At 32.3% G+C, this 12626-nt stretch carries 14 protein-coding genes; 2 read left to right on the plus strand and 12 right to left on the minus strand.

The annotated features are described in order from the left end of the window. Positions 1-231: 231 nt before the first annotated feature. Together IGJ37_RS07720 and yqeK are read right to left on the minus strand one after the other, a co-directional pair. On the minus strand, positions 232-1233 hold the full coding sequence (locus IGJ37_RS07720) for a DUF4767 domain-containing protein (RefSeq protein WP_325814853.1): 1002 nt from the start codon (positions 1231-1233) through the stop codon (positions 232-234). Positions 1234-1323: 90 nt separating this feature from the next. Beyond that, entirely contained in the window at positions 1324-1902 is a 579-nt protein-coding gene (gene yqeK, locus IGJ37_RS07725; protein WP_325814854.1) for a bis(5'-nucleosyl)-tetraphosphatase (symmetrical) YqeK, read from the minus strand. Between the two features lie 223 nt (positions 1903-2125). On the opposite strand from yqeK, the gene IGJ37_RS07730 reads away from it, so the two are divergent. Beyond that, positions 2126-3031 (plus strand): polysaccharide deacetylase family protein, encoded by a 906-nt coding sequence (locus IGJ37_RS07730; protein WP_002378417.1) that lies wholly within the window; start codon positions 2126-2128, stop codon positions 3029-3031. A gap of 402 nt (positions 3032-3433) precedes the next feature. Here the strand turns inward: IGJ37_RS07730 and IGJ37_RS07735 are convergent, their stop codons facing one another. Genes IGJ37_RS07735 through rpmF form a run of 3 tightly spaced genes read right to left on the minus strand, consistent with a single transcriptional unit; the run spans position 3434 to position 4468 of the window. Further along, positions 3434-3838: a NusG domain II-containing protein gene (locus IGJ37_RS07735; RefSeq protein ID WP_002371952.1), complete on the minus strand. Its 405-nt coding sequence runs from the start codon at positions 3836-3838 to the stop codon at positions 3434-3436. A gap of 57 nt (positions 3839-3895) precedes the next feature. Further along, positions 3896-4273, minus strand: coding sequence for a hypothetical protein (locus IGJ37_RS07740; protein WP_002394546.1), 378 nt, complete (start codon positions 4271-4273; stop codon positions 3896-3898). A gap of 21 nt (positions 4274-4294) precedes the next feature. Continuing rightward, entirely contained in the window at positions 4295-4468 is a 174-nt protein-coding gene (gene rpmF / locus IGJ37_RS07745; protein WP_002371955.1) for a 50S ribosomal protein L32, read from the minus strand. Positions 4469-4950: 482 nt separating this feature from the next. Between rpmF and IGJ37_RS07750 the strand changes: the two genes are divergently transcribed. Then, positions 4951-5892 (plus strand): MBL fold hydrolase, encoded by a 942-nt coding sequence (locus tag IGJ37_RS07750; RefSeq protein WP_260605108.1) that lies wholly within the window; start codon positions 4951-4953, stop codon positions 5890-5892. 419 nt (positions 5893-6311) lie between these two features. On the opposite strand, the gene IGJ37_RS07755 is transcribed toward IGJ37_RS07750, so the two are convergent. The 7 genes from IGJ37_RS07755 to IGJ37_RS07785 form a co-directional block, all read right to left on the minus strand. Further along, on the minus strand, positions 6312-6518 hold the full coding sequence (locus tag IGJ37_RS07755; RefSeq protein ID WP_002371958.1) for a hypothetical protein: 207 nt from the start codon (positions 6516-6518) through the stop codon (positions 6312-6314). A 523-nt stretch (positions 6519-7041) separates the two neighbouring features. Then, positions 7042-7572 (minus strand): C39 family peptidase, encoded by a 531-nt coding sequence (locus tag IGJ37_RS07760; RefSeq protein WP_002371960.1) that lies wholly within the window; start codon positions 7570-7572, stop codon positions 7042-7044. Positions 7573-7743: 171 nt separating this feature from the next. Then, a complete protein-coding gene (locus tag IGJ37_RS07765) occupies positions 7744-8775 on the minus strand; it encodes a M23 family metallopeptidase (RefSeq protein WP_141435479.1) in 1032 nt (343 codons plus the stop codon). Positions 8776-9025: 250 nt separating this feature from the next. Further along, positions 9026-9208, minus strand: a complete 183-nt coding sequence (locus IGJ37_RS07770) for a hypothetical protein (protein WP_002394548.1) — start codon at positions 9206-9208, stop codon at positions 9026-9028. A 371-nt stretch (positions 9209-9579) separates the two neighbouring features. After that, complete coding sequence (locus tag IGJ37_RS07775) at positions 9580-9762, minus strand: hypothetical protein (RefSeq protein WP_002371963.1); 183 nt, start codon at positions 9760-9762, stop codon at positions 9580-9582. Positions 9763-10049: 287 nt separating this feature from the next. Further along, on the minus strand, positions 10050-11546 hold the full coding sequence (locus IGJ37_RS07780; protein ID WP_325814855.1) for a C47 family peptidase: 1497 nt from the start codon (positions 11544-11546) through the stop codon (positions 10050-10052). 17 nt (positions 11547-11563) lie between these two features. Further along, positions 11564-12202 (minus strand): C47 family peptidase, encoded by a 639-nt coding sequence (locus tag IGJ37_RS07785; RefSeq protein ID WP_325814856.1) that lies wholly within the window; start codon positions 12200-12202, stop codon positions 11564-11566. Between the last annotated feature and the right edge of the window lie 424 nt (positions 12203-12626).

The following is a 12626-nucleotide window of genomic DNA, read 5'->3' on the forward strand; positions in this document are numbered from 1 at the left end:
AAAAATGACAATTTAGCCTATCTTTATATAAACAGATATCACTTCAACGATTGATTCAGATCTATTTGAGCCTAGTCAAATAGAGATCTAGCATAAAAACTTCCCAGAAAAACATCCCCTACTCTGAGCACCTCTATCCAAAAAAATAGCACATAGGCAAAGGCAGGCTGCTTACCTTTTTATAAGTAACCTGCCTTTGCCTATGTTTAAGTAAACGACGTATTTCCCCTATTACTGATTCAAAGTCCTTAAAACTTTATAATCACTGTTTTTCACGAGTAAAACGCTACTTGGGTTATCGGGATAAGCGGCATTACCATCAAATGATACAACAACAGTATTCGTACCAACTTTCGTGAATTGTGTATATGAGCCCCCAGCACCGCCCACGTTGGCAAAATGTAATGTCAACATGTCGCCTTTTGTTTCTACCTCGCGCCAATTTGCCCGCTGATAGTTATGCCAGTCAATTTGAGTTGAAATTTCGTTTGCCGTGTTTTTATACATTCCTTCATAAAAATCAATCGCTTCCTCTTCTGAAGACCACGGATTGACTGAAATATTTGGGATTTGTTCTTTAGTAATTGACGGGGCACCTACAATTTTTTCAAACCCAGCCCTCAACTCTGCGTTATCTGTTGCTCCAAAATATAGATAGCCATAAGGATTTCCTTGATTTTGCATCGTCACTAAAACTAAGGGCTGATTGTTAACGATGGTGAATAAATACAAATGCTTTTGCATTTCTGGTTGCATTTCTGCATCAGAGTAAACAGCAACTAACACATATCCATCCTTCACTTGTCCATTTTCAGACCATTCTAAATAAATGGGATGCTGATCAATCGCTGGTTGCATAGTAGCATTTCCTACTAGACCATCAGGCGCTTGGACGCCATTAAAATTGATTGAATTTCCTGGTGTATATTCTTTATACGTTTGGTTCATCCGTTGCCCCCAATCAGCCATAAATTGTTGTAACTGTGCTTTTTTTTGCACAGACCACAACTGATTTCCAGTTTTAGTAGAAGCAGAAGAATTACTTTGAGTTGTACTAGATTTTGACTCCGTGCTCATTTGACTCGCTTGGCTACTGTTAACGGTAGCAGGTGCTTTCATTTCTGATGTTGCTGTCGACTTGCTTGATTTGCTTGCAGTGCTGTCGCCACTTTTGTTGGAAGAACATCCTGATAAAATACTCAATAAAAGACCTATCAAGATTATTTTTTTCATTGGGAATCCCTTCTTTCTGACAAGAATACTGTACTACTTTTCCCCTTTTCTCACCAGCAAAACTCGACTAAAAACGGCTATATTTATTTGTTATTTAATTGTCAATTTAAGTTGATTGTAAGCATCCCATAACCAAGGATGCACGACTTTAATATCGTGTTTCAAAATATAATCGATATAGAAATATGCGGCATTTTCTAAAGAACAGTTTAAAGCTTGTAATAAACCATCTAAGTATGGTGGTTTACCTTCTTGATCCCACTTTATTTTATCAGCGACAAACAAAACTAAATCTATGTCCGAATAGTTTTTCTTCAATGTTGTATGGCATTCAATAGCTGATAAAATTTCATTGTCTTCAATACCAAAATCCATTTTCGCAATAGACTTAGAAATTTTTTGATGAATTATCATTGGAAAGGCCATTTCTGCTTCGTTTAATTCAATCCCATATTTTTGTGCGACACTAATTCTCTGATTATTTGGATAAATCGCAGAGATATCGTGTAAATATCCTGCAATACTTACTTTTTCTGGACTAGTTAAATATTTTTCACCAAGTTGATAGGCATACTCTCCAACTTCCATACAATGATAATACGTCTTCTCACAGTTTTTACTCACTAAATATTGTTTAATTTCATTTTTCAACACCTGTTGATAATCCATTTCCACAGCCCTTTCTCATTCCGATTACTCTTCTAGATAAATAAATTATACTCCTTTCATCCTCTAGCAACCTTTTATTTTTTATTAAATAAACAACTAACTAAATTGAAAAAATTGAAACTTTTTGGTCCTCAAATTCGTCTATAACTAATAGGACGTTCAATTTTGTATAACGTGGAGGTGTATTTTTTAACTTTTTCATTAACCAAAGAGGAGTGAAAGTATGCGACATAAGAAAAGGAAATTCAAAATAAACGGGTATGTATTATTTAGTGCGTTAATCCTCATTGTTCTTGTTTTCATTCAAACGTTCCTATTAACTCAACCCAAGATAACAAGTAAAAATGATGATACTACGCAGACATCGACTAAAAATTCAACTGCAAAAAAAGATTCCCCGACCAAGTTAGAAAAGGAATCAACACACATGACTATTTCATCAAAAAAATATGCTTACTCAGCAGACAAAATCAGAAAATATATAACTGGAGAAGAACCTTACAAAGGTGAAAAATTAGTATTCTTAACCTTTGATGATGGCGTTAATAATCAAATAACCCCACAAGTCCTAGATGCATTAAAAAAGTATAACGTCCACGCAACTTTTTTTCTTGTAGGAAATACCCTAACTTCCGAAAATCAAAAGATAGTGAAACGCGAAGTTGCAGAAGGACATTCAATAGGCTTTCATAGTTCAACTCATGATTATGCAACGTTATATCCAAACGGGATTGTCAACACTGAAGAAATACAAGCGGAAATAGCAACCATGGAGAACTCTCTTAAAAAAATATTGGGCGAAACATTTCAAACAACTCTCTGGCGATACCCAGGAGGTCATATGTCATGGGGAGGTACAGAAAAATCTGATGAATTATTCAAACAACTTGGCATCCATTGGATTGACTGGAATGCGATGGTTGGAGATGCGGAGCCGTTAGACAGACAGCCTACTACAGTCGCAGAAATGCTCGCTTTCCATCAACATTCACTTGAGGTCTATCCAGATTATAATATTAGAGTAGTCTTAATGCATGATTCAGTAGATAAGGAATTAACAAAACAAGCATTGCCACAATTAATAGAGTTTTATCAAGCAAATGGTTATCAATTTGGCGTGTTATATTAAAGCAACTCGGAGCACTAAAGGAAGTATTTCTGGTCTTAGTCAATGTTGATTTTCTGCTTATAATGGCGAGCCTTATGGAAGCATCATTAATGCGTTTACGAATCTTGACGTTAGTTGATAGTTAAGTTGTTTTAGAAATATATTCATTCGAAGTTATTTTTTTGTCTTGGCGTAACTAAAACATACTCCTCACGGAAAGGCCTGATAAATTTTTATTTAGTTATCAAAGGACGTAAGTAGGAAAATTAGGAGTTATTTTCTGTTTCATATCTATAACAACTTCTTCACTATACGCTTTATAAATTCTGAATAATAATTTTACTCACTTGATTTTCTTCTTTAATTACTTTTTTAAAATAAATCCAACAAATCCTTTTTTAGCATACATGCTAAAAAAGGATTTTAGTAAATATAATAATCCTTAGAATATTGTTGAACAATTTCTAAAATGAATCTGTGAGGAATACAGATACTAGTTTGCCCTGGTTCTGATATCCATCCTGTTTTCACCGCAATTTGATCTGGACTATTATCTTTTTTTACACGAACGTGCCCATTTTTAACTTCTATAGTATTATATTGCCCTTTTGATGGATAATATGTTTTGATAAATTCTTTTGAATCATCTAAATTTATACGCTCAATCTCTTTCCCATCTATCTTGACCACAGCATATTTAGTGTCGTCAAAACTTTTGGAGTTAAATGGCTTATTATGAAAAAAAATAAAATATGGAGAAAAAGAGATAGCTATTAAAAAGATAATAACTATTATGTCTCCTTTTTTCATCAGACCCTTTCTATACATTTTTATTAAGAATTAGTGAACTGTTTTTCCATTTGTTTCTGAACATCTTGTCTTTACTCACCTTTCTTCAAGAAATTGTTGAATTTGAATCCGTACATCATAGTCACAATCTTTGTCATTCAGTAATAATATTAATTCTTCTTTTAAACAAACAGGAACTTCCCAAAAACCATCTATTTTCCGGAAATAATCAGGGTCATAATTTTTAAAAAATGGGTACAATTTTAAAAATTCTTCAAAAGATAAATCATATTCTTCATAAAAGTCTTTAACTAATCCTTTTTTAAGAGCCTCTTCTGTTGGAGTGCCATTTTCATTAATAATATTCTTCATAACCATTATTCTGTATAATTCAGACTTATCATATCTTTCTTGTTCATAATCTTGATAAAATTTAAAGCTCTGTTCCACAAGTGGCGGATAAATAATATTCATTTTCTTCAATACTATTACCTCCTATTTTTTATCCATCACTTTTTTTCCACCATAATAGCCTTTTAAAGATACATGATGACTTTTACGATAATCACCAAGATTCTCATCAAACGAAATTTCAGGTTTTATTAATTTTCCATGTGTTCGACGCAATCTTTTTTTTGATTTCGATGTTCTTCTCGCTGGTACAGCCATATTTATTACCTCCTAAATTATAAACGTTTCTAAAATACTTTCCTAATTTGTAATCAGATTTGAATATTTAAAACATACTATTGATACACTAATAAACCGTAACACGCAATTGTGCATTACAGATAAAAAATACAAATCGTAATGATTACGTTTTAACAACGATATCTTATCAACCTTTTTTTAATTTGTCAATATCTTTATTTACATATTCTTATATATAAATAAATCACCTTCCCAACTTGAGTACTTACTTATATTTACCAAATGCTAATGGATTCAATCTGTAAGCATTTGCTTTCTTGATAATTGTTAACTAAATAAATTTGTACAACAAAAAATTCAATATATGCTGATGTGTGTACTTCACTAATAACAATTTTTATTTCATACCTTTTTTGCTTGACCAAAACAGTAAAATTAAATATAATTCAAATGTAACTTAATCAGTTACATTAATATCAGGAAAAAGAAAGAGGTTTTTTATGAAAAAAATAGGATTGCTTTTATTCTCTATTGGACTTACTTCTTTGTTATTATCTTCTTGCTCAAATTATAATATGAGAAAAGATAATAACAGTAGCATAAGCACTAAGACTTCTAATGAGGAGGAAAATATAATGTACAAAAAAATACAAGGTATCGATGCTACTTATTTAATAATGAATCCTGATCCCGTGTTTGGCTCTACTGCAACAATTATCGAAAAAAACGGTAAGGGACTTTTAGCAGATACGCAATTTTCAAAAAAGGACGCAGATAAAATTGTCCAACTTGTAAAGTCAAACAATATTGATATTGAAACAATTTATATTTCATATAGTGATCCTGATTATTACTTTGGAACAAATCAAATAAAAAAATCTTTTCCTAAAGCAAATGTAGTAGCCACAGCTTCTACGATTTCACGGATTAAAGACACTTATAAATCAAAATTATCCGTATGGGCAGATACATTAAAGGAGAACGCACCAGACAAAATTATTATTCCAAATGAAATAAAGGAATCAATTAATTTAGAAGACGTAGAGTTTGAAATCTTTGGTAATGATATAAAAAAACAAACACTTTATAATAAAAACGATCAACTATTGGTAGGCGGTATTTTAGTTTCTACTGGTAGCCACTTATTTATGGCTGACACTAAATCTATTGACAGTCAATTACAATGGATAAATGATTTAAGTGAATTAGAATCCTTATCACTAAGAACAGTTATTCCTGGCCATTTTGAAGCTGGAAACCAATTTATGCCCCAAAATATTAAATTTACGAAAGAGTATATTGAAAAATTTATTACAGCTGAGAAAGAGAGCAAAGTAAGCAGTGAAATTATCACTAAAATGAAAAACTATTATCCAAAATTACCAGAAGGAAACCTTGAAATGAGTGCTAAAGTTGTAACCGGTGAAATGGATTGGGAATAACACTTTTAAAGTCACTAAGAATAGAGGGCAAGTTCATCGACGGATGAATTTGTCCTCTATTCTTAGTATATTTTACTTGTTTAGTATCTACTTTATTTGGCACGTTAGTTTGAGAAACTTAAACAGTATAATTCACTCTTTTATTACTTATCTCTGCTTTTATGTAAGACTTAGCTTCAAATGGTTGTGGAACTTTACCTGAAACTTCCCAATTTATTTTCTGATGTTCTCCATTTTACTTTACAAAGTCGGCAGAATACTTATACGAATAACTACCCTCTACCTCATTTCCAAGTGCATCTTTTTGTTACAACTTCTGCAGGAGTTAGTACATAGGTGGTGACGATTTTGTACGTACTATTATAATATTTGTAACCGAAGTATTGTATAAGTTTAGCCTTTTTTGTTCTTTTTCATACTTATACTAATTGTCCATTCAATTTAGCTTTAACAAGAACTATCACTACTCCGATAATTATTAATAGCCAGCCAATAATTGCTAAAGGTTTATTCGTGGTACGGTAAGGATAACCCCAATTCCACCCCCAAACAAATCTTGTTGTCATCATTAAAAGAATCAAGCCAATCGCTGCAATAATACTGCCAATAAGTATTACATAATCCATTTTGGTTCCTCCTCAATTTCTCTTGCTTGAAAATATATTTTACAAAGTACATTTATATAGAAATCTAACTTTTATCTACAAATGAATATAAAAATGCATTGAACTAAAAAACTAATCTAAGGTAACTGTTTATAGAGACTAAGCTTTATATAAATTTAGAAATAATACCTAAAAATAAAAAAATATTTTTGCTGTTTGTTCTTTTGTTTTTGTCTTTTTAAATCTCTTAATTGTTTTAATGACATCTAATATAATAGTTTAAAGCAGAGCCTATAAGTATTAATAACTTGCCTTCAATTGTTTTAACCATTAAACTAATTTCACTATATTAAAAACTGGAGAGATTTTTTTGTTTTACTTTCCTCCTTTGTTTTTTTGTTATGTTTTATAAACACTAAATATACTCATATAAGAAAATACAACAACAGAGTGTACAGAAAGGAAAACTTTTCTGTACACTCTCGTATGACTTTAATTTTAAAGGTGCTTTCATTTATTCCCATATAGTACTGAAAAATAGGACTTAACGAATTACAACTGCAAAATTCCTCTCATTATATATACTTTCAAAGGTATTTTTATTGATCCAATATTTACCGGAAATCGGATCAGATACGTGAACCGTTCCATTTTTTAAATCGTAGCCATCTAATGTCACTGCATGATTATTATTTACCGCTTTACCAAAATCCCATATTCCCCATCGTGCCGGTTGAAATTTTATCGTCACCCAAGCAACAATTGGATTATTATTTTTCACTTCCTCTAGTAATTCATCTAAAGAATGACCTGACATATCTTGTACATCTCCATATACTTTTCCCCATTTTACTAAAGGCACAGGATAGATAGCAGAGTAAGTCCATGAGTTTTCAACAAAAGGACTACCTACAAATCCATCATAAGGATTTCCATTAGGAGAGATAGGAATTGTTTTTAAAAATTTGATTAAGTCCCAATCAGGAATTTTTCCTTTATACTGTAAGCCTTGTAATAGTGAAGCCCCCTCACACCCACTAGGCGCTCCTAAGGCATACTGATCATAATTTTTCACTCCAAGTAAGTTGTAATCTTCAGAAGCAAAAGCATTGGTACCAACTATAAAGAATAAGCCAAGTAAAGGTAGAATAAACGATTTTTTTAGTATAGTAACTGTATTTCTATTTATACTCGTTCACCTCTTTAAAATTTATTAAATGCATAATCCTACTGTCATTTTCTAAATTTAAAATGGATTTGACTGTGAAATACCTATTTGCAAGCGATCCAACGGTTCTCCAAAGATTCCTGCATAACTGTCTAGTCCAGGAATAGAACCATTATCTGCACTTACTTTTAACCAGCCTGATCGTTTCGTAGTTTGTGAACGATAGTAAGCCTGTGATAATTTTTCTCCCTTAGGAGTTATATAGTTTAGCTGAACACCATCAATTGCTTGTCCAGGCATACCTGCCGCTCCATTTACTGTATCGCTCTTATCCCCTTTACTTACCCAAGGCAACCATCCGCTTTGAGCCGTGTGAACACGATATTTCATTTGCCCTTTATCTACCTTTATATAAAGCATATCATGTTGACGATTAGGGTAACCTGCGAAACCATCATTGGTATTGTTAAAGTTGGTTACTTCTGGTAACCATGAACCTCCGAGGACCCGCAATCCGTAACGAACATTTGTTGTGAAATTTTTTGGTCCTGAATTTGGAGGCGTAGGCGTAGATCCTCCTTGAAGTATAGGAATTGGGTTAAACCAAGTGCCATCATCTTTATTCCAAGAAGAATGAGCAGAACGCCATTCTTTTTTTGTCATTCCTAAATGTAAATGACTAGAAGTAAACTTTCCTATCAGCTGTCCTTTTTTAACAGTTTGTCCAGTGCTAACTTTAATATCTCCAACATTTCGGCTAAATTCTTGATAAATCACATTTGTGTTTCCCGCTTGTAGTACAATAAATGCACCTAATGAGCCTCCACCTACAGGATCCCAACCAGCATATAAAATTTTACCATCATGCACAGCATACACACTGCCATTTCCATAAATAGCAGAACCAAAGTCAAACCCATCATGGAAATAAGTACCTCCTCGGTTAAATGCAGTGTTCCCGAATTGTTGTCCTTCTTCATATCTTCCCGCATATGGTTTGCCCAGTGGCCACGACCACTCATTAGAAGCTGCGTTGACAGAATAAGAAGAAAACGCCAAAGAAACAACGATAGATAATACCCCTAGAATAGAAAGTAAAATATTTTTCATAGAAACCCCTCCTAATTAATATTTATTACAAGACTAACGTACTGCGACACACGATTTACAGAGTATCCCCCAATGTTATTGGATTTTAGTCAATTGATCTGATTTTATAGTTAGGCACCAACTTAATGATTCTTTTAAACAAAAAATTTGATTTAACAGTATTTTTAACTAGTACAACAGGTACTTCTAGAACTAATTCATCTAATGCTTCATGAGATAGATTAATAACAACCAGAACCTTAATTGTGATTTATTTTTTTATTTTACTAACATAAAGTCCTATTACAAAAATAATGGTTCCTACAACAGAAATCGCAAAAGAATTTAATAGTACTTTTTGAAAGGCTTCTCCTTTAATTAAAAACCAAATACAAGAGCTTAGTAATATTACAAAGAACGAATATAACACTAAAACCACATCTTTATTTTTCATTAAAACCACATACACCTTCCAAAACTCCAAATTAGTGACGCTGCTGCTGCCGCAGGCAAAAGACATTTAAAAGCATACTTTGCTACCAACTTAGCTACTTCTGCGGCTGCTTTTCTTTGTAGAAGACCTACAATACCACCACTAAGTAGACCTTGTATAGCAGAAACTCCTAAAGTATCTTGGATGGCTGTGATAGCACATTGCTTGGCATCTGCACGTTTAAATCGCGTTTGTTGAATATCTTCTTTTACTTGATTTTCAAGTTTAGTTAACTCAGCCGCATGACCATATTTAGCATATAAAACATTGAAATTTAAAGATTCGACGTTACCTAAATCATCATAGGTTACTGCATTATCAAAAATGGAATTTCAATCGTTTTCAAATTCTCTAGAGAATTTTTCTTGTTCAACAGTATTCAATGGCTGTCTCTCTAAATTTTCATTCGTAGCAGCATAAACACTTGCACCAGCACTAGCAAATATACTCAATGCCATAAGTAACGTCATTGCCAAACAGAAGAACTTTGATTTTTTAGAAAAAGTAATTTCCATGTTTAAGTCCCTACTTTCTTTTTTTGTTGGTTACAATTATAGCGATATTAAAGATAGTTTGCTATCAAAATCCCTATTTAACGTTTATCCCATCTTAAAAGAACGCAAACTTCTTAGAATTGTGTTTTCTTTTGTTCTTCGCCAGTTCCTTTTAAACATTAAACTGAATTAAATATATAATAGAGACAGTTACTTAGGGGAGAACCATTACTAAAATTTTTCTTACTGATTTTTATTATCTAAAAACACACTCTTTTGAAATTGAGAATTACTTCTGACATGCATGACTACCGAATGTCTTGTTCTAATACCCATTTGTTAATTCCTGAAAGAAAATAGGCTAATTTTGAATTAGAGCGTCTAAAAGGTTTCACTTTTAGAGCGGTATATTGTTTATTTCTTACATTAGTTGGAATTGCTTCTCCAGTTTGATATTGACTAGCTTTTGATAATAAAGTTACTTTTTTATTAAGCAGTGGCGTAGGAAACTCTTTTACATCCTGCTCTAATACCCACTTATTTATCCCTTCTAAATAATAAGCTACCTTAGAACTCGATTGTGAAATGCTTTTTACATCCTTGATAATGTACTCTTTATTTCTTAAATCAGTAGGAATTTTTTCTCCAGTTTGATAGTAAGTAGCTCTTGATAATAAAGTAGCAATTTTACCTTTCATTGCATAATTTATTGGTTCTTTTCTAAAATTAATACCAGAATACTTCCATGAATAAACATTATCATTTAATTTCCAGTTACTCATATCTTTTTGATTAGTTAACATCACTTTTTGCCACCAAGGATTCCAAAAGTAGTAATAAGAATCTAACGTATTATTTTTGGCTATAATATAACCGATGACAGTAACTCCATGTGATTTTGCAGGATTATAATTCTGAGTAACGTTGTCTAAATGAACATACACTGGAGCCTTTTTATCAATTTGTGTTTGAACTTCCGCTAGTGTCAATCGACTATTTTTTATATCCAAAGTATAACCATATTCCTTTTGCATAGTTTGAACGGTATGTGCAAAAGGTTTACTTGTAATATACTTCCCATCTACTAATTCTGCTTCTGAGGCAGTACGAAAAGCTTTTTTGATGAGCGTTTTTGCATTGGTTATGGCTTTCCCTTCAATCGAATTAATCATTGTAGATAACGTATAAAATGCACACCATGGTTCTAATCCTTGCGTTTCTGTAATCATCCAATTAGGGATAATATTTCGATTATACTCTGGAACCGTATCATCAGGTACAGAACGTTTCTTTCTATTAAAGTTGTCTACCGATTGCTTAATATCAACTGCTTGTTCACGAGTTGGTTCTTCTGCAGACAGAAGTTGGTGGCTCTCGCTATCAAGGTTCAAAGAAAAGCTGGTACCTTCTGCTGTAGGTGTTAGTCTATTTAACAGCTCAACAAACTGACTAGAAATCGTTAGCGATGGCGTATTGTTCATTAAAGAAACTTCTAATAAATCATGAATAAGCCCAGATTCTTTATCGATAATAGGAAAATAGGCTGTTTGAGTATCTGTTTCATTAGTTAAAGTAAATGGCTGCCCCAAATAAAAATCATCTGTACTTAAAGGTTCTGTATTTTCCACTACAGACAAGTTCTCAAAATAAAATTGCCAATCTTGCTGTGCATACATCCTCAATTCTGAAGGTACTTCTTTTGTTTGAATGAACAGTGGAGTATTATCACCATCCATTGCTGAAGCATTAATTCCAAACAAAAGGCTTGTTAAAAACAAGCCTATCCCTAAAATGTATTTTTTCACGGTCCTTTCAACCTCTCTTACTTAAGAATAATCATACCTATAAAGGTATAATCTTTTTGCGGTGTATTATTCACTGAAAAATCCGTAACAGTTAACTTATTTTTATTCGTCAACGTAGTCAGGCTAGAAGGATAGATATAGTTCGACATCCAGATACTTGTACTCATAAATGGTTCTTTAATATTTTCACCATCTGGAGCAACGTATACGTATCCATGCGCTACAGCTAATAAATAAGGTTCCATCCAATCGGTTTTGTTTGGTTTATAACATAGTAATACTGGATGATCTTTATCAAGCTCACTCTTCACTTGGTTGAAATTAAGTTCATTCTTCGTTGCATCAAGCCATTCCATATTTACCCCAATAGAAGTGGCATAGCGAATGCAATCTTTAATAGACACAGAAGCATTATTAAATTCTTTGTCTGTCTTTTTTGGATATACAAATTTTAGTATCGTTTTTGCTGTAATATCTTTTCTATTTGTTTTAAAGTTCAACACTTTAGCAAAAGAATGCTCTATTCCTTGTAAATCATAATGTTGATCATTCGTTTCGAAATTAGCCAAATTCTTCATTTCAGGAGCAGCGTTTACCACATAACCTGATCCCACAAAAAGGATTACTAGTAAAATGGTAGAGATAACTTTCTTCATTTAATTCACCTAACAATTCATTTTAAATTTTGAAATACCAACATAAGAAAGTACAACTAGTAAAAATCCAGCCAACACAACTAAAATAGAGGACATATTTATACGCCAATTTCCACTAATGTTATAAGAATTCAGCAGCCCATAGGTTCCTAGTACGACACTTACTAAACCTAATAGAAAAATTATCCCAAAAAAAGTGTACACTAACATTCTTAATTTTCTTGAAGAACTACTTGTTTCTCTTGTTTTAAATAAAGTGTATATAATCAAAAACGCAAGAATAATAGAAATTAGTTGAACCATCAATATGTCTCCTTCTTACTAATTAAGTCTAGTATCATACATCTTCATGGAAAATATTTTTTTTATCCATATAACCTTTGTAAGAGATTGCAAATAAAAATATGGATATCAAGATAATTTT

The organism is Enterococcus sp. AZ104 (assembly GCF_050546705.1).
In the GTDB taxonomy this organism is placed as follows: Bacteria; Bacillota; Bacilli; order Lactobacillales; family Enterococcaceae; genus Enterococcus; species Enterococcus faecalis.